The 17,897-nt window shown below is 35.8% G+C and carries 24 protein-coding genes; 23 read left to right on the plus strand and 1 reads right to left on the minus strand.

The features are described 5' to 3' along the window. Nucleotides 1-15 precede the first annotated feature (15 nt). From rplR to rplQ, 12 genes are all read left to right on the plus strand, one after another. Entirely contained in the window at nucleotides 16-369 is a 354-nt protein-coding gene (gene rplR / locus H560_RS0118215; RefSeq protein WP_027381314.1) for a 50S ribosomal protein L18, read from the plus strand. 19 nt (nucleotides 370-388) lie between these two features. Then, nucleotides 389-910, plus strand: a complete 522-nt coding sequence (gene rpsE / locus H560_RS0118220) for a 30S ribosomal protein S5 (RefSeq protein WP_007839495.1) — start codon at nucleotides 389-391, stop codon at nucleotides 908-910. 11 nt (nucleotides 911-921) lie between these two features. Next, complete coding sequence (gene rpmD, locus H560_RS0118225; protein ID WP_007839493.1) at nucleotides 922-1,098, plus strand: 50S ribosomal protein L30; 177 nt, start codon at nucleotides 922-924, stop codon at nucleotides 1,096-1,098. A gap of 19 nt (nucleotides 1,099-1,117) precedes the next feature. After that, nucleotides 1,118-1,567, plus strand: a complete 450-nt coding sequence (rplO, locus tag H560_RS0118230) for a 50S ribosomal protein L15 (RefSeq protein WP_027381315.1) — start codon at nucleotides 1,118-1,120, stop codon at nucleotides 1,565-1,567. A gap of 9 nt (nucleotides 1,568-1,576) precedes the next feature. Next, the gene (secY, locus tag H560_RS0118235) at nucleotides 1,577-2,956 is read left to right on the plus strand and encodes a preprotein translocase subunit SecY (RefSeq protein ID WP_027381316.1); all 1,380 of its coding nucleotides are present in this window, start codon (nucleotides 1,577-1,579) and stop codon (nucleotides 2,954-2,956) included. 3 nt (nucleotides 2,957-2,959) lie between these two features. Beyond that, entirely contained in the window at nucleotides 2,960-3,175 is a 216-nt protein-coding gene (gene infA / locus H560_RS0118240; protein ID WP_027381317.1) for a translation initiation factor IF-1, read from the plus strand. Between the two features lie 63 nt (nucleotides 3,176-3,238). After that, nucleotides 3,239-3,355 carry a 50S ribosomal protein L36 gene (gene rpmJ, locus H560_RS22800; RefSeq protein WP_007839480.1) on the plus strand — a complete coding sequence of 39 codons (117 nt, stop codon included), beginning with the start codon at nucleotides 3,239-3,241 and terminating at the stop codon, nucleotides 3,353-3,355. A gap of 9 nt (nucleotides 3,356-3,364) precedes the next feature. After that, nucleotides 3,365-3,742 carry a 30S ribosomal protein S13 gene (gene rpsM / locus H560_RS0118245; RefSeq protein WP_027381318.1) on the plus strand — a complete coding sequence of 126 codons (378 nt, stop codon included), beginning with the start codon at nucleotides 3,365-3,367 and terminating at the stop codon, nucleotides 3,740-3,742. A 12-nt stretch (nucleotides 3,743-3,754) separates the two neighbouring features. Next, nucleotides 3,755-4,144, plus strand: coding sequence for a 30S ribosomal protein S11 (gene rpsK / locus H560_RS0118250; protein ID WP_002983263.1), 390 nt, complete (start codon nucleotides 3,755-3,757; stop codon nucleotides 4,142-4,144). Nucleotides 4,145-4,163: 19 nt separating this feature from the next. After that, on the plus strand, nucleotides 4,164-4,772 hold the full coding sequence (rpsD, locus tag H560_RS0118255) for a 30S ribosomal protein S4 (RefSeq protein ID WP_027381319.1): 609 nt from the start codon (nucleotides 4,164-4,166) through the stop codon (nucleotides 4,770-4,772). A gap of 33 nt (nucleotides 4,773-4,805) precedes the next feature. Continuing rightward, nucleotides 4,806-5,801 (plus strand): DNA-directed RNA polymerase subunit alpha, encoded by a 996-nt coding sequence (locus tag H560_RS0118260; RefSeq protein WP_027381320.1) that lies wholly within the window; start codon nucleotides 4,806-4,808, stop codon nucleotides 5,799-5,801. Nucleotides 5,802-5,807: 6 nt separating this feature from the next. Then, nucleotides 5,808-6,332, plus strand: coding sequence for a 50S ribosomal protein L17 (gene rplQ / locus H560_RS0118265; RefSeq protein ID WP_027381321.1), 525 nt, complete (start codon nucleotides 5,808-5,810; stop codon nucleotides 6,330-6,332). A gap of 53 nt (nucleotides 6,333-6,385) precedes the next feature. Here the strand turns inward: rplQ and H560_RS0118270 are convergent, their stop codons facing one another. Further along, nucleotides 6,386-6,808, minus strand: a complete 423-nt coding sequence (locus H560_RS0118270; protein WP_027381322.1) for a hypothetical protein — start codon at nucleotides 6,806-6,808, stop codon at nucleotides 6,386-6,388. Between the two features lie 66 nt (nucleotides 6,809-6,874). Here H560_RS0118270 and H560_RS0118275 point away from each other — a divergent pair, with 66 nt between their 5' ends. From H560_RS0118275 to H560_RS0118320, 11 genes are all read left to right on the plus strand, one after another. Further along, a complete protein-coding gene (locus tag H560_RS0118275; RefSeq protein WP_027381323.1) occupies nucleotides 6,875-8,725 on the plus strand; it encodes a glycoside hydrolase family 35 protein in 1,851 nt (616 codons plus the stop codon). Nucleotides 8,726-8,888: 163 nt separating this feature from the next. Further along, nucleotides 8,889-9,521, plus strand: a complete 633-nt coding sequence (locus H560_RS0118280; RefSeq protein ID WP_027381324.1) for a response regulator — start codon at nucleotides 8,889-8,891, stop codon at nucleotides 9,519-9,521. Nucleotides 9,522-9,524: 3 nt separating this feature from the next. Beyond that, a complete protein-coding gene (locus H560_RS0118285; RefSeq protein WP_027381325.1) occupies nucleotides 9,525-10,214 on the plus strand; it encodes a hypothetical protein in 690 nt (229 codons plus the stop codon). A gap of 341 nt (nucleotides 10,215-10,555) precedes the next feature. Beyond that, nucleotides 10,556-10,861 carry a hypothetical protein gene (locus H560_RS23045; protein ID WP_155845042.1) on the plus strand — a complete coding sequence of 102 codons (306 nt, stop codon included), beginning with the start codon at nucleotides 10,556-10,558 and terminating at the stop codon, nucleotides 10,859-10,861. Nucleotides 10,862-10,907: 46 nt separating this feature from the next. Continuing rightward, the gene (locus H560_RS0118295) at nucleotides 10,908-11,642 is read left to right on the plus strand and encodes a sensor histidine kinase (protein WP_228372504.1); all 735 of its coding nucleotides are present in this window, start codon (nucleotides 10,908-10,910) and stop codon (nucleotides 11,640-11,642) included. 254 nt (nucleotides 11,643-11,896) lie between these two features. Then, a complete protein-coding gene (gene eno, locus H560_RS0118300) occupies nucleotides 11,897-13,189 on the plus strand; it encodes a phosphopyruvate hydratase (protein WP_027381328.1) in 1,293 nt (430 codons plus the stop codon). Between the two features lie 82 nt (nucleotides 13,190-13,271). Then, the gene (locus H560_RS0118305; RefSeq protein WP_027381329.1) at nucleotides 13,272-14,558 is read left to right on the plus strand and encodes a citrate synthase; all 1,287 of its coding nucleotides are present in this window, start codon (nucleotides 13,272-13,274) and stop codon (nucleotides 14,556-14,558) included. 721 nt (nucleotides 14,559-15,279) lie between these two features. Continuing rightward, nucleotides 15,280-16,194 (plus strand): dimethylarginine dimethylaminohydrolase family protein, encoded by a 915-nt coding sequence (locus tag H560_RS0118310; RefSeq protein ID WP_027381330.1) that lies wholly within the window; start codon nucleotides 15,280-15,282, stop codon nucleotides 16,192-16,194. An 84-nt stretch (nucleotides 16,195-16,278) separates the two neighbouring features. Continuing rightward, nucleotides 16,279-17,202, plus strand: coding sequence for a citrulline utilization hydrolase CtlX (gene ctlX / locus H560_RS0118315; protein ID WP_027381331.1), 924 nt, complete (start codon nucleotides 16,279-16,281; stop codon nucleotides 17,200-17,202). 96 nt (nucleotides 17,203-17,298) lie between these two features. Then, entirely contained in the window at nucleotides 17,299-17,424 is a 126-nt protein-coding gene (locus H560_RS23655) for a hypothetical protein (protein WP_262486300.1), read from the plus strand. 176 nt (nucleotides 17,425-17,600) lie between these two features. Then, a complete protein-coding gene (locus H560_RS0118320; RefSeq protein ID WP_027380528.1) occupies nucleotides 17,601-17,891 on the plus strand; it encodes a transposase in 291 nt (96 codons plus the stop codon). Nucleotides 17,892-17,897: the final 6 nt, after the last annotated feature.

The following is a 17,897-nucleotide window of genomic DNA, read 5'->3' on the forward strand; positions in this document are numbered from 1 at the left end:
TAAATTATAAGTATTATGGCATTAAGTAAAGTAGAAAAAAGAATAAGAATAAAAAGAAGAGTAAGAGGAAAAATCTCTGGATCTTCTGAATTGCCAAGATTATCTGTATACAAAAGTAATAAGGAAATTTACGCTCAGTTAATCGACGATAAAAGTGGAAAAACTTTAGCATCAGCTTCTTCCAGAGAGAAAGGTGTAGATGCTAATGGTACAAAAACGGAAGTTTCTGCTGCTGTTGGTAAGGCTATCGCTGCTAAAGCTAAGGCTGCAGGAATCGAAAATATTGTATTTGATAGAAACGGATTCGTATATCACGGAAGAGTAAAAGCTCTTGCTGATGGTGCGAGAGAAGGTGGACTTAAATTCTAATCATTAAATTTCGGAAAATATGTTAGGACTAGATAATATAGAAAGAGTAAAACCGGGAGGATTAGAATTAAAAGATCGTCTCGTAGCTGTTAATAGAGTAACAAAAGTAACTAAAGGAGGTAGAGCTTTCGGATTTTCTGCTATCGTGGTAGTAGGAAATGAAGAAGGAGTTATCGGTTACGGTTTAGGAAAATCTAAGGAAGTTGCTTCTGCAATCGCTAAGGCTGTTGAAGATGCTAAGAAAAACTTAGTGAAAGTTCCTGTAATGAACCACACAATTCCTCACCAGACTACTGCAAGATACGGTGGTGCAGATATCTTCTTAAGACCCGCTTCTCACGGTACAGGGCTTATCGCCGGTGGTGCGGTAAGAGCGGTATTGGAGTCTGCTGGTATTCACGATATCCTTTCAAAATCTAAAGGATCTTCTAACCCTCACAACGTGGTGAAAGCTACTTTCAAAGCGTTATTGGATATCAGAAGACCTGAAGAAATTGCTAGAATGAGAGGAGTTTCTCTAACTAAAGTGTTTAACGGTTAATATATAAAACAATGGCAACAATCAAAGTAAAGCAAGTAAGAAGCGCTATTGGAAGAACAAAAACCCAAAAGAGAACGCTTGAAGCATTAGGATTTAAGAAACTTCACCAAGTTGTAGAACACGAAGCTACTCCTTCTATCTTAGGAATGATAGCTGCAGTTAGTCATTTACTTGAAGTTCAAAAATAATTTTTAAAATAATTTTAAAATGAATTTAAACAACATAAAACCAGCTGCAGGATCTACTTTCAATTCAAAAAGAATTGGTAGAGGACAAGGTAGTGGAAAAGGAGGTACTTCTACAAAAGGGCATAAAGGTCAGAAAGCAAGAGCTGGTTATTCTCAGAAGATCGGTTTTGAAGGAGGTCAGATGCCTTTACAAAGAAGATTACCGAAATTCGGATTCAAAAACGTAAACAGAAAAGAGTTTAGAGCTATTAACTTAGATGATATTCAGATTATGATTGATAACAAATCTGTTTCTGGAGACATCACCAAAGAAGTTTTGGTAGCAAACGGTTTGGCAACTAAAAACGAATTAGTGAAAATTATGGGTAGAGGAGAATTGAAATCTGCGGTTTCAATCTCTGCTGACAAGTTCACTAAATCTGCTGAAGAGCTTATCGCTAAAGCAGGTGGAAAAGCAATTACCTTATAATAAAAACTAATGAAAGAATTTATACAAACACTTAAAAATATTTGGAGTCTTAAAGAGCTTAGAGATAAAATTCTCTTTACTTTAGGTATCATCCTTGTGTATAGATTCGCATCTTATATCTCTCTCCCTGCAATTAACCTTGCAGAAGTGGGAGATCTCTTAGAGCATTATAAAAGTCAAGGCGGAAACAAGCAGGGAGCAGGTCTCCTTGGCTTGCTTTCGTCATTTACAGGAGGGGCATTCAGCCACGCTTCTGTGATGGCGTTAGGAATCATGCCTTATATTTCTGCTTCTATTATTGTTCAGTTGATGGGGATGGCTATTCCTTATCTTCAGAAACTTCAGAAAGATGGAGAGTCAGGTAGAAATACATTGAACCAAATTACAAGATGGTTAACTATCGGAGTTTGTTTAGTGCAGGCACCTTCTTATTTAACTTCTATTACTCAATTATTCTTACCATATGCTCAGTTCCAGTCTGCATATTATGTAGAACCAAATTCTGTCATGTTCTGGCTGCCAAGTATTGTTATTTTGGTTGCCGGTTCAGTATTTGCAATGTGGTTAGGTGAGAAAATCACCGACAAAGGTATCGGGAACGGTATCTCTATCCTTATTATGGTGGGGATCCTTTCAAGATTGCCGGAAGCATTCGTACAGGAAATGGCTGTGCAGAACGGAAAAGGAGGAATGGGATCTATCATGATCCTTATTGAAGTATTGTTCTGGATGGTAGTGGTTCTTTTAGCAGTAGTCTTATCGGTTGCTGTCAGAAAAATTCCTATCCAATATGTAAGCAGAGCTCAAGCAAGAGGAGGTGTAAACAGAAATCTTATGCAAGGAGCAAGACAGTGGATTCCACTTAAAGTTAATGCTGCCGGTGTAATGCCGATCATCTTTGCTCAGGCATTGATGTTCGTACCTGGTTTATTAACGAAGGTAGATGAATCTAATACTTTTCTTGCAGGTTTCAAGAATGTTTTTAGCTGGCAGTACAATGTATTGTTCGCGCTATTGATTATTATTTTCTCATTCTTCTATACTGCGATCACAATTCCGGTAAACCAAATGGCTGATGATTTGAAGAGAAATGGAGGTTTAGTACCGAAGGTAAGACCCGGAAAAGAGACCGCTGATTATTTAGATGATATTTTATCAAAAATTACCTTGCCTGGTGCAATATTTTTGTCTATCTTTGCAGTCCTTCCGGCAATTGTACACGGAAGCTTTGTTCAGACAGATGCGTTCGCCTTATTTTTCGGGGGAACATCACTATTGATTATGGTTGGAGTAATTTTAGATACTGTTCAACAGATTAATACATATCTGCTGAACCATCATTATGATGGCTTAATGCAGTCTAAATTATCAAGAACGACTGGATATTAATTTATGGCAAAACAAAAACATATTGAACAAGACGGCGTTATAACGGAAGCACTTTCGAACGCTCAGTTCCGCGTAGAACTAGAAAATGGGCATATTCTTATTGCTCATATCTCTGGTAAAATGCGTATGCACTATATTAAGTTATTACCTGGTGATAAGGTAAAATTAGAAATGTCTCCTTATGATCTATCGAAGGGGAGAATCACATTTAGATATTAAAACAATCTGCCAAATGGAGCATACGTTCCATTTGGCTGTTGTTAAAAAAATAAATACTATCAAATGAAAGTAAGAGCATCAATTAAAAAAAGAAGTGCTGATTGCAAAATCGTACGCAGAAAAGGTGTACTATTCGTAATCAACAAGAAGAACCCAAAATTTAAACAAAGACAAGGCTAAAATTAAATTATGGCGAGAATTTCAGGTATTGATTTACCAAAAAACAAAAGAGGTGTTATCGGTTTAACTTACATCTACGGAATTGGAAGAAGTACATCTTCAGAAATCCTTAAAGCTGCCGGTATCAGCGAAGACAAGAAAGTCAACGAATGGAATGACGATGAATTGGCTGCAATCAGAAACTATATCTCAGAAAACATTAAAGTGGAAGGAGAATTAAGATCTGAAGTGCAATTGAACATCAAGAGATTGATGGACATAGGATGCCAACGAGGAATACGTCACAGACTTGGATTACCTTTAAGAGGCCAGAGAACGAAAAACAACTCTAGAACACGTAAAGGAAAGAGAAAAACTGTTGCTAACAAGAAAAAAGCTAGTAAATAATCGTTAGGAATTATGGCAAAACAAACTAAAGTAGTTAAGAAAAGAAAAGTAAAAGTTGAAGCTATTGGTGAAGCTCATATTCAGGCTTCTTTCAATAACATCATCATTTCTTTAACAAATAAAAACGGAGAGGTTATCTCTTGGGCTTCTGCCGGTAAAATGGGTTTCAGAGGTTCTAAAAAGAATACTCCATTTGCTGCTCAGATGGCAGCTGAAAATTGCTCTGCTGTAGCTCACGAAGCTGGTCTTAGAAGAGTAAAGGTGTTTGTGAAAGGTCCGGGTGCAGGTAGAGAATCTGCTATCAGATCTATCCACAATTCAGGAATTGAAGTTAGCGAAATCATTGATGTGACTCCTATGCCGCACAATGGATGTAGACCACCAAAAAGAAGAAGAGTTTAATTTTTAGAATTTACCCATTATGGCAAGATATATTGGACCTAAAACTAAGATTGCTAGAAAGTTTGGTGCTGCAATCTACGGAGATGACAAAAACTTCGAGAAAAGAAAAAACCAACCGCCAGGACAACACGGTCCTAACAAGAGAAGAGGTGCTAAAAAATCAGAATACGCAGTTCAGTTAGCTGAAAAACAAAAAGCTAAGTATACTTACGGTATCTTAGAAAGACAGTTTGCTAACTTATTCGAAAAAGCACACAGAAGTAAAGGTGTAACAGGTGAAGTTCTATTACAACTTTGCGAATCAAGACTGGATAACGTAGTATACAGATTAGGTTTTGCTAAAACAAGATCTGCTGCTAGACAATTGGTTTCTCACAGACACATCACTGTGAACGGAGAAATCCTTAACATCCCTTCATATTTGGTAAAAGCTGGTGATGTAATCGCTGTAAGAGAAAAGTCTAAGTCTCTTGAAGTAGTTACAAATGCATTAGCTTCTAAAGCAAATTATGAGTGGTTACAATTCAACGATGAGAAGAAAGAAGGTACTTTCGTTTCTGCTCCTGAGAGAATCCAAATTCCGGAAGACATCAAGGAACAGCTTATCGTCGAACTTTACTCTAAATAATTTTTTAATCAAATTTTTGCTCAACCCAATAATATGGCAATTTTACAATTCATAAAACCCGATAAAGTAATTTTACTTAACTCTGATGAATTTAGAGGTCAATTTGAATTCAGACCACTAGAACCAGGTTTCGGGCTTACAATCGGTAATGCTTTGAGAAGAGTGTTGCTTTCTTCTCTGGAAGGTTATGCTATTTCATCTATCAAAATAGAAGGTGTAGAGCACGAATTTTCAACTATTCCAGGAGTAATCGAAGATGTTACCGAAATTATTCTTAACCTTAAGCAGGTAAGATTAAAAGCTACGGCAGAAAACCAGTCTAACGAGCAGGTTGTTGCTAAAGTTTCGGGTCAAACGGTTATTACTGCTGGTGATTTAGGGAAGTCTGTCAACGGATTCGAGGTGCTGAACCCGGATTTGGTGATCTGCAACCTAAACAGTGATGTAACTTTCGAAATTACTTTCAATGTAGAAAAAGGAAGAGGGTATGTGCCTTCTGAACAAAATAAGTCAAACAATGCACCTGTAGGTACTATTGCTATTGACTCTATTTTCACGCCAATTAAGAAAGTACAATACAGCATTGAAAATTATCGTGTAGAGCAAAAAACAGACTACGAAAAACTTGTATTAGATATAGAAACTGACGGGTCTATCAGCCCTCAGAATGCTTTAACGGAAGCTTCTAAGATATTAATTTATCACTTCATGTTGTTCTCTGATGAGAGAATCACCCTTGAAACTGAAGCTGTGAAAGCATCTATCCAATATGATGAGGAAACTCTTCATACAAGACAATTACTTAAGTCTAAATTAGCAGATATGGATCTTTCCGTAAGAGCCCTTAACTGTCTGAAAGCAGCTGAAGTAGAAACTCTTGGAGAATTGGTTTCTTACAGTAAGTCTGATTTGATGAAATTCAGAAATTTTGGTAAAAAATCTTTGACAGAACTAGAAGAATTAGTGCATTCAAAAGGTCTTAACTTCGGTTTCGACGTTGCAAAATATAAGTTAGACGCTGATAAATAATTAATAATGAGACACGGTAAAAAATTCAATCACTTAGGAAGAACAGCTTCTCACAGAAGTGCTTTACTTTCTAATATGGCTTGTTCTCTAATTGAGCATAAAAGAATCAACACTACTGTAGCTAAAGCTAAGGCTTTAAGAGTATATGTTGAACCTCTATTAACAAAAGCAAAAGAAGATACTACACACAATAGAAGAGTTGTTTTTTCATATCTTCAAAATAAAGAAGCAGTTGCTGAATTGTTCAGAACTGTAGCTCCAAAAATCGCTGAGAGAAATGGTGGTTATACAAGAATCATCAAGACAGGTTTCAGACCAGGTGATGCTGCTGACACTGCTCTTATCGAATTGGTAGACTTCAATGAGCTTTACAATCCTAATGCTGAAGAGAAAAAAGCTACAAGAAGAAGCAGAAGATCAACAACAGCTAAGAAAGAAGCTGTAGTTGCTGAAGCTCCTGTAGTAGAAGAAAAAGCTGCTGAGCCAACTGCTGAAGCTGCTGATTCTACAGAGGAAAAAACTGAAGAATAATATTCATTCAGATATAAAAAAAACCGTTCAGATTCTGAACGGTTTTTTTATGCTTAAATTTTTGTCTTTACAAGTTCAATAATATTATTTCCTTGGTCCAGAATCAGGCTGTCACCCTTCACCGTGGCCTTCATATCCATTTTTTCGTAAGTGGTCTCATGGCCTTTGGATTCAATTTTATTAAGGATAAATGTTTTATTATTGCTTCGGACACTCATAGTTCCTTCATCGTAATTGAAAACAACTTTTACGAGACTTCCGTCGGTTGCTTTATAAACGTAGTCGGTTTTCAGATATTTTTTTCCGTTTACATCAGTTTCATAGTGAATAGTGGAGTCTATTTTCCCATTATCTGCCAGTACAGCTCCGGAATCGTCAGATTTTAATATACTTTTATTTCCGCTTTCAGTTGATTTTTTACAGCTGATTATTGATAATACCAGAATGGAATTCAGTATGATAAGGCTTTTTTTCATGATTATTTCAGTTTGATAATAAGGTCAAATTTATTCATTATTTTTACAAAAATCATGCCTATCACAATGAAAAAGTTTATCAAAAATTTATTACCAGTTATTTTCCTTGTGTCCTTTAATTTTATGTTTTCCCAGAAAGGAAGCTTTAAAATTGAAAATGGAAATTTCTTATTAAATGGAAAGCCATTCACCATTCATTCGGGTGAGATGCATTATCCAAGAATACCTTCACTATACTGGAAGCACCGTTTGCAGATGATGAAAGCGATGGGGCTTAATACCGTTGCCACCTATGTTTTTTGGAATTACCATGAAGAATCTCCGGGGAAATGGAATTTCTCAGGTGAGAAAGATCTGAAAAAATTTATCAAAACAGCCCAGGAGGTTGGCTTGTATGTTATCGTTCGTCCCGGTCCTTATGTATGTGCAGAATGGGAATTCGGAGGGTACCCCTGGTGGCTTCAGAAAGATAAAAATTTAGAAATAAGAGCGGATAACAAAGCTTTTCTTGAGCAGTGCGATAAGTACATAAGCGAGCTGGCAAAGCAAATTGTTCCGTTGCAGATTAATAATGGCGGGCCAATTATTTTAGTTCAGGCAGAAAATGAATATGGCTCTTATGTTGAACAAAGAAAAGATATTTCATTGGCTCAGCACATGCAGTATAGCAGCAAAATAAAAGACATGCTCAAAAGTCATGGTATTTCTGTTCCTTTATTTACCTCAGATACTACCAACTACTTCGAGGGGGGAACAATAGAGGGTGCATTGCCAACAGCCAACGGAGAAAGCGACATAGAGGCTCTCAAAAAAGGTATAAATAAATATAATAAAGGAAAAGGCCCGTATATGGTGGCTGAATATTATCCGGGATGGCTTGATCATTGGGCAGAGCCTTTCGTGAAGGTTACTACAGAGAAAGTCGTAAAGCAATCGGAGATTTACATTAAAAATGGAGTTTCATTTAATTATTATATGATCCATGGAGGAACGAATTTCGGACTTACAAGCGGTGCGAATTATGATAAAAATTTTGACATCCAGCCGGATATTACAAGCTATGATTATGACGCTCCAATCAGTGAAGCAGGGTGGGCAACACCAAAGTATATGGCTTTGAGAGATGTTTTTCAAAAAAATAATAAAAATAAACTTCCGGATGTACCAAAACCTATGAAAGTTGTCACTTTCCCAGAGGTGAACTTTACTAAGAGAAGTTCTATTTTTGATTTAATTAATAATAAAAAACCTGTGACCAATAATCAGCCAATGACTTTCGAGGATTTGAATATCGGAAACGGCTATGTTTTGTACAGAAGAACATTCGACAAAGCCCAAAAAGGAAAGCTTGAAATAAAAGGATTGAGAGATTATGCCAACGTTTACATAAATCATCAATGGAAAGGAGAACTGAACAGAATCTATAAAAAATATGACCTCGAAATTGATATAAAAGCAGGAGACAAGCTGGAAATTTTAGTAGAAAATATGGGCCGGATCAATTATGGCTCGGAGATCGTAAATAACTTAAAGGGAATCATCAGTCCGGTAAAAATTGAAGGCAATGAAATCACAGGCAACTGGGAAATGTTTCCGCTGACCTTCGAGACATTCCCCCAACACAATTATAATGTAAAAGACATTCCTGTAAACACGCCGGTAATCCAGGAAGCAGAATTCAATCTGGAAGAAACCGGAGATACGTTTTTGGACATGAGAGATTTCGGAAAAGGGATTGTTTTTGTGAATGGGAAAAACCTAGGGAGATACTGGAAAGTAGGGCCGCAGCAGACCTTGTATGTACCGGGAGTATGGCTGAAAAAAGGAAAAAATACGATTCAGATTTTTGATCAGATTAAAATGAATAAATCTATAAAAAGTATTGATCATCCTATTTTGGAAGAGCTTGTGAAATAATAAGCTGAAACTATTCTTTAAAATAATCCGTTTACAATAAAAATTTAATTAAATTTAATCAAATTAAAAAATAATTCCACCATGAACTCAAACCTTGAAATTACACAAACGTGTAATTGATTCCTCTTTGTTTTCTGTTGAAATTTGTATCAAACAAAAGAGCATGAGTATTTCCATAGCCATAGTAGAAGACGAAAAAAACTACAACAATGCGTTGAAGAAGGTTATCGATTACCAGCATGATATGAAAGTAATAGGCCAGTTTTTCGATGGTAAAGAAGCTTTGGAAAAGCTGTCTGATATGAATCCGGATGTTGTGATGATGGATATTCAGCTTCAGGATATGCTCGGCATTGATATTATTGAAAAACTGAAAAAGGAAATGCCCAAAACCCAGTTTATCATCTGTACAAGCTTTGAAGATGACGAAAAAATTTTCAATTCTCTGAAAGCAGGCGCTACGGGTTATCTCATTAAAGGTGAGAGCATGGATAAGATTCTGTCTTCCATCCGCGATGTATACAATGGAGGTGCACCTATGAGCTTTTCTATTGCGAGGCGCGTCTTAAGTCATTTTGAAAAAAAAACTTCTGAAACCCAAATCTTCGATCAGCTTACTGACCGTGAAAAAGAAATTCTGGAGCTTTTGTCGCAAGGTTTACTTTACAAAGAAATAGCAGATAAAAAATTCATAAGCATTGACACAGTAAAGAAACATGTGGGTAACATCTACAAAAAGCTTCAGGTAAATAATAAAGTAGAAGCTATTAATAAATTTAACCATTATAAAAACTAAACCATGAAAAACTCAGAAACAGGCATGAATTGTGCTGAAACCAAAATCCAATTGATAAAAGATATTCTCGATAATGACTGTCATGATTTAAAAAATAATAAGTCAAAAGACTTTTTTGATGGCGAAATTTCCAGAGAGGAAATGGAAAGAGAAGTAATGAATCTGGGTACTTTCGCATCATTGGCGTTGCCATCTTCTTTTTTTATCGAGCAAATAGAACCTGTTTTCACTTCGAATGTTCTTGCAAGCAAGTGTATTCATATCTATTTTATCAAAAATCAGGACGGAATAAGCCTTTTGTTCAGGTTTAATAAGGACGAGCAGAACAATTCAGATGAAATAGGGTTTGGTGCAAGAGAAAAATTGTTAGAGCTTAAAAACGGAAGACTGTCAGATATTTCTCCTCAGAATGCAAAATCTTTTATAGAAACTTTTAAAGAGCTATACCAAAACCAGGGTTTTGGAACAGGAGAAACTGCCTATACCCAGTACATCACTTTTCACTACGTAAATATTTTAAAGAATTTTTCAGGCTTTGAGCCTACAACTCGATTGATATGTGGCGCCAAACCAGATCCCGTGAATCACAAATTAAGATTAAATCTTATTCTCCAAATCGACAGGGGATATTGCAATAACCCGCAGACACAGGAAAAAACAGCCTTTTTCAACATAGGTAATATGCAGCCCTAATGTATACCGGGACACAGTTGGCATATTTGTTTGTGTTATTTCTTGTTGTTTCTTACTCGGTGTTTTTATGGATAAAAAACGGGGAAAAACAACAGGAATTTTTATGCATTTACCTGGGGATTACTTTCTCTCTGGAATTTTTAATGTATATATTTCAGATTTACTTTAAAAGCAGTACAGATTTTGGTTTCTTATACAATATTTATATTCTTTTTTGCGCCTTTTTCTTTTTGAAATATTTTAATAAAAATCAGGACAGAAGCCTTATAACAATTAATACAGGCGTTTTTTCAGTGTTTGTTTTTGTTTATATTTTTTATATTTTTAAAAACTATCGAGAGGTGAATCAGGTGATAGGAATTTCATTTGCATTGATTTATATTCTCTACAGCTTAATCTGGTTTTATGGTAAAATAAAAAATCCCAGCTTAGAAAAGATTACGAATGACCCAAAATTCTGGATTGCTTCCGGATTGCTCTTCTGGGGCGTTTTTTTCATATTGAGGATTATACCAAGATATTTTTTTAATAAAGTAGATGGAGAAGTACTTATCGTTTCCCAGTCATTCTTCTTTATTATTAATATTTTTTTCTATCTGCTTTTTTTAATTTCATTAATTAAATACAGTAAAAATAATGGATCATGATAATCTGAATGAAATAAAGTTAACCTACATTATAATTACCATTGTAATGCTTTTTTTCATTGGATTCATCATTTTTGTTGTCTTAATGTACAACAGAAAGCAGCTTCTCTACCTTAAAGAAAGACAGCTTAACGAAGCAGAGTATCAAAACCAGCTCCTTCAGAAAGAACTGGAAAAGCAAAGAATGATTGAGCAGGAAAGAGAAAGAATTTCACATGATATGCATGATGACCTGGGTGCAGGAATTTCTGCATTAAAGCTTCAGGCGGAATTCTTAAAACAGAAAGCTAATGACGGAGAACTGAAAAATGATATTGATGAGCTCCTCAAAACTTCCGAGGAAATGAATCTTTCTATGAGAGAAATGCTCTGGAGCCTGAATTCAGGAAATGATACTCTGGAAAGCTTTATCAATTATTCAGGAATATATGCCCGTAATTTTCTCAGGAAAACTAATATCCAGCTTAGCATTAAGGACGAGAATATTATACCTGAAACTACAATTTCTACCGACCAGAGACGAAATCTTTTATTATGTCTTAAAGAAACGCTGAATAACGCGTACAAACATAGTAATGCGGATCAACTAAAAATTTCGTTTAAACAGATTGATGATCTGTTTATTATGAATGTCCATGATAACGGTATTGGTATCGGGCAAGACAAATCAGACGGAAACGGACTCAGAAATATGAAAAAAAGAATGGAACAGCAAAACGGAAATTTTGAAATTAAAGCAGAAAACGGAACTCAAATTTCTTTTTCTTTACCTTTAAAATGAACAGCCAACCATTTCAGTAATATCGAAAAAACGATTTAAACGGCGGAATATTTTAAGCTTTTAAAAGGATGCAATTTTAGTTTATCTTTAAATTTCCCAAAATATAATAAAATTTTAGAGAATTTTTGTTTTATTAATAAATATTAAAGTGTACTTTTTCATCAGTTTAGTTTTTTCATTAAATTTGTAACTCAAGTATAATTATTAATAAAAAACAACTGGATGCAATTGCGGAAAGTTTAAAACAAAAAATTATGAGTTACATTTCTTACATTGAAGCGAGACAAATTTTAGATTCTAGAGGAAATCCTACAGTAGAGGTAGATGTATTCACGGAGAGTGGTGCGATGGGGCGTGCTGCGGTACCTTCTGGAGCTTCTACGGGAGAGCATGAAGCGGTAGAGCTGCGTGACGGCGGTTCAGAATATATGGGGAAAGGTGTTCTTAAGGCTGTTGAGAATGTAAGAGAGGTGATCGCACCGGAATTGGTGGGCCTTCCTGTTTACGACCAGAACCTTATCGATCAGATTATGATTGATCTGGATGGTAGCAATAATAAAGGAAATCTTGGAGCAAATGCAATTCTTGGAGTGTCTTTGGCTGCCGCTAAAGCTGCTGCTGCAGAATTGAAAATGCCTTTATACAAATATGTAGGTGGTGTAAATGCAAATACACTTCCTGTTCCGATGATGAATGTAATCAATGGTGGTTCTCACTCAGATGCACCTATCGCATTCCAGGAATTCATGATCATGCCGGTAAAGGCAGATTCTTTCTCTCATGCTTTGAGAAAAGGAACTGAGATCTTCCATAACTTAAAATCTATCCTTCATTCAAGAGGATTGTCTACTGCAGTAGGTGACGAAGGTGGTTTTGCGCCAACCTTCAAGGGTACTGAAGATGCATTGGATACATTGCTTCAGGCTATCGAAAAAGCAGGTTATAAGCCTGGGGACGATATCATGTTGGCATTAGATTGTGCGGCTTCAGAATTCTACAAAGACGGAACTTACGACTACAGAAAATTCCAAACGGCCGATGCGCCTCAGTTCTCAAGCAGCGAGCAGGTTTCTTATTTAGCGGAATTGGCTGCAAAATATCCTATCATCTCTATCGAAGACGGTATGCAGGAAAATGATTGGGAAGGCTGGAAAATGTTAACAGATAAAATCGGGGACAGAGTACAGTTAGTAGGTGACGATTTATTCGTAACCAATGTGGAAAGATTATCAAGAGGTGTAAAAGAAGGAATTGCAAACTCAATCCTTGTAAAAGTAAACCAAATTGGCTCTCTTTCTGAAACAATGGCTGCAGTACAGATGGCTCAGCACAACAAATTCACTTCTGTAATGTCTCACAGATCAGGAGAAACAGAAGATTCTACAATTGCAGATTTAGCAGTAGCAATGAACTGCGGGCAAATCAAAACAGGATCCGCTTCAAGATCAGACAGAATGGCGAAGTACAACCAGCTGTTGAGAATAGAAGAAGCTCTTGGAGAAACTGCAATTTTCCCAGGATTAGAAGCATTTAAAGTAAAAAGATAATTGAATTTATAAATTACGGCAAGCGAAATTTTTTGTTTGCCGTATTTTGTAATAAGTAGTATATTTAAAAAAAAATAAATAAATGTCAGACAACAAAGTAATATTGAATTACGACGGTAATTCGTATGAATATCCAATCGTGGATAGTACTATCGGAGACAGAGGAATCGATATTTCAAAATTAAGAGACCAGACAGGTTTAATTACTCTTGATTTAGGTTACAAAAACACCGGAGCTACACTTAGCGACATCACTTACTTAGACGGAGATAAAGGAGAATTATTCTACAGAGGTTATCCAATTGAGCAGATTGCTGAAAAATCTAACTTCACAGAAGTAATGTATCTTTTATTACAAGGTGAATTACCTTCTCAGGATCAGTACACTTCTTTCGAAAACAATATCAAAAAATATAATTTCGTAGCAGAAGAAATGAAAAAGCTTATCGATGCTTTTCCTCGTTCTGCTCACCCTATGGGAGTTTTATCTTCTTTAACTTCCGCTTTAACTGCCTTTAATCCTAAAGCTGTTAACGTAAACTCTAAAGAAGAAATGGACCTTGCTGCAGAATTAATGATTGCTAAATTCTCTCACCTTTGCGCATGGACTTACAGAAAAACTCAGGGATTGCCGCTTAACCACGGAGATAATAACCTGAATTATGTAGAAAACTTCTACAAAATGGCGTTCAGAATGCCAAACCAGGATTTCGAAATCAATCCGGTTGTAGTGGAAGCTTTAGACAAATTATTAATCCTTCATGCAGACCACGAGCAAAACTGTTCTACATCTACTGTAAGAATGGTAGGTTCTGCTCACACAGGTCTTTTCGCTTCTATTTCTGCAGGGGTTTCTGCACTTTGGGGACCACTTCACGGAGGTGCAAACCAGGCAGTTATCGAAATGCTTGAATTGATCGAAAAAGACGGAGGAGATGTAAACAAATGGGTAGCAAAAGCTAAAGATAAAAACGACAGCTTCCGTTTGATGGGCTTCGGGCATAGAGTTTACAAAAACTTCGATCCTAGAGCGAAAATCATTAAAAAAGCTGCTGATGATATTCTTAATGCACTTGGAATTCAGGATAAAGCGCTGGATATTGCAATGCAGTTAGAAAAAGTAGCTCTTGAAGACGAATACTTCGTAGAAAGAAAATTATACCCGAATGTAGATTTCTATTCAGGAATCATCTACAGAGCGTTAGGTATCCCTACAGAAATGTTCACTGTTATGTTTGCATTAGGAAGACTTCCGGGATGGATCGCTCAGTGGAAAGAAATGAGACTGAAAGGAGACCCTATCGGAAGACCAAGACAGGTATATCAAGGTGCTAAGCAAAGAGATTACATTGATATGGTAAACAGATAAACTAACCAATTTATTATAATAAAATCCCAAAGTTGACTTTGGGATTTTTTATTTTAAAAAAAATTGAGCAAGAATAACCTTCTTTAATATAATAACTAATTTAAGAAAAGAAGGCCTTACAATATGTGATAAGCTGTCAAAAGTTGAATTATCTGATTTTGGATTAAATTAATATCTGAAACAGCATAATGCTATACACAATCAATTTGTGATTTGATTATATTAAAAGGAATATGCATAAATTATAAAAGATTTTCTATTAATTGTTCTTTTTATCTTTCCTACTCATCTCTATTCCCAAAATGAACATCAGTCGAAGATCGGCAGTAACACCCAATCTATTGAAAGAATATACAGAGACGGCAGATTAAGACAGGTTGCCATTGCACAATGTTCCTGCCCTTTTAAAACAGCTTACAGATGAAATAAATATATATAAAGCACAATAACAAGAGTTATCATTTTCAGTGTTTGACCGGGGAGAGATCTCCGGTTTTTTATTTTTTAATGATAATAAATGAGTAAATAAAAGATTGTCAATAAATTATCTGGTAAAACAATGAATGCGAGCAAATAAATGCATTATTTGCATCACGTACTTGAGTAAAAAACTACTATCCGATGATTACGCAGAATAAAATTTAATTTTAAAACTAAAAACGGTTCAAAAGTTTCCTAAATACAGACCTTTACTTATATTTGTAGCATTGCATAAACCTTTATGAAACTAAACATTAAAAACGAAACGGGAAGGCTGAAATCAGTAGTTTTAGGTCAGCCCAATTCAATGGGGCCGGTACCTACGATGGAAGAAAGCTATGATGCCAAATCATACTATTCCATAGAACACAATATTTACCCGAAAGAAGCAGACATCATCAACGAAATGAATGCTTTTGAAGCGGTTCTGAAAAAATATGATGTTGAGGTGCTTCGCCCGGAAATTATCAAAGACTACAACCAGGTTTTTGCCAGGGATGTAGCTTTTGTGATTGATGATAAGATGATCATTTCTAATGTAATAGCAGACAGGGCAGATGAGCAGGAAGCCTATAAAAAAGTGTTTGAAAAAGTGGCGTGGAGAAAAATTATCAATCTTCCTGAAACTGCACATATTGAAGGGGGAGATGTAATTGTCTGGGATGATTTTTTGTTTATCGGAACCTGTTTCAGTGAAGATTACAGAAATTATAAAACAGCAAGAACCAACGAATATGCCATCGAAATCCTCAAAGAATATTTTCCGAAGAAGAGAATTATCGATCTGGAACTAAAGAAAAATGATAAAGTTCCGTATGAAGGAATTTTACATCTGGATTGTACTTTTAACCCTATTGGAAAAGATAAATGCATCATTTATAAAGATGGTTTTGTGGATGAAAGCGATTACCGCTTGATTATTGATATTTTCGGAGAGGAAAACTGCTTCCACGTAACAGCAGAAGAAATGTTTGAAATGGTACCGAACATCTTCTCCATTTCTCCCGAAATAGTAGTATCAGACAAAGCTTTCGTAAGAATGAACAATCACCTGAGAAATGAGTGGGGAATGACCGTTGAAGAAATTCCTTACCGGGAAATTTCAAAAATGGGAGGATTGCTGAGATGCTCTACGATGCCGCTCGTGAGAGAATAATTGAGTGGGAGAGTTTTAGTGTTTGAAAATGAGAGAGTTTTAATCTTTCAATCTTTTAATTTTTCAATCTTTTAATCAAAAAAAATGCAAACAACAGATACAGTATTAATGATAGAGCCGATAGCATTCGGTTATAACGCAGAAACAGCGGAAAACAATTATTTTCAGGTTGAACAGAAAGGTGCGGATATTCAGTCAAAAGCTTTGGCGGAGTTCAATACTTTTGTAGGAAAGCTGAGAAGTAAGGGCATTAATGTCATTACCATTAAAGATACTATAGATCCCCACACTCCGGATTCCATCTTCCCTAATAACTGGGTAAGCTTTCATAAAGACGGAAAAGTGGTTTTATACCCTATGTTTGCTACAAACAGAAGAGTGGAAAGAAGAGAAGATATTATAGAATCCATAAAAAATCAGGGATTTGAAGTTTCTGAAATTGACGACTGGTCATTTCCGGAAATTCAGGGACACTATTTGGAAGGAACGGGAAGCATGATTTTCGATCATGATAACAAAATTGCTTACGGGTCTGTTTCCCTGAGGCTGGACGAAAAGCTTTTCCGCGAATTTTGTGCAAAATATGGTTTTACACCTGTTGTTTTTCATTCTTTTCAAACGGTAGGCACAGAAAGACTCCCGATTTACCATACAAATGTAATGATGTGTGTGGCAGATCAGTTTGTGGTCATTTGTCTGGATTGTATTGATAATGAACTGGAAAGAGAAAAAGTAATCGAAACCATTAAAAATTCCAGAAAAGAAATCATTGAAATTTCGGAAGAGCAGATGCAGCAGTTTGCTGGAAATATGCTTCAGGTTCAGAATAAGGAGGGAGAAAAATTCCTTGTGATGAGTGAAACAGCGTATAAATCATTACATCAGGATCAGATTTCAGCCATTGAAAAATACTGCGAGATCATTTATTCAGATTTAAATACGATTGAAGTAAATGGCGGCGGAAGCGCACGCTGTATGCTTGCTGAGGTTTTCTTACCGAAAAAATAATCTTCTTGTTTGTCATTCCGAAGGAATCCAGACTAAGTTTAGAACGGACTGTTTAAATCTAGTGCACTAGAGTAAATACCTTCCGCAGTAGAATAAATGTCATGCGTATTAGACCAAAGATTCTGTGCAATACAGAAAATATCGAAAGCTATCACCATTATCATTTCGGTACAGAAGCAAAAACAGATTGTAAAATCAATAATTTATCCCGCAGTAGATTAAAGATGGAGTGTATAACAAAAAAAATGCAGAAAAGTGTATATTTATCTTCAAATTTTTAATTCTTAATTCTTAATATTATGGGAATACTAAAGGAAGAATATGTTCCGATAGCAGATGCACTGTGGAGTTGCTAACTTTGTTAGGACACAATTCTTATACTCTTTATCTTTAAGAGTATGAAAAAGATCAGAAAAAATTACAGTCTAGAGTTTAAGATCCAAGCAGTATCTTTAAGTGAGCAGCGAGGCAATGTATCCTCGGTAGCTGAAGAATTTGGGATCTGTAAAGAAAGTCTCGTTAATTGGCGAAAACTTCACAAAGAAGGTAAACTTAGCAAGGAAAAACAAATATCCTCTGATCCAATAAGGGAAGAGTTATTGAGACTTCGCAAAGAACTGGAAGAAACAAAGCTTGAACGTGATATCTTAAAAAAGGCGGTAGGCATCTTCTCCAAGAGAGAGGGGTAAGATATA

This window comes from Chryseobacterium daeguense DSM 19388 (genome assembly GCF_000430825.1).
GTDB classification, from domain to species: Bacteria; Bacteroidota; Bacteroidia; order Flavobacteriales; family Weeksellaceae; genus Chryseobacterium; species Chryseobacterium daeguense.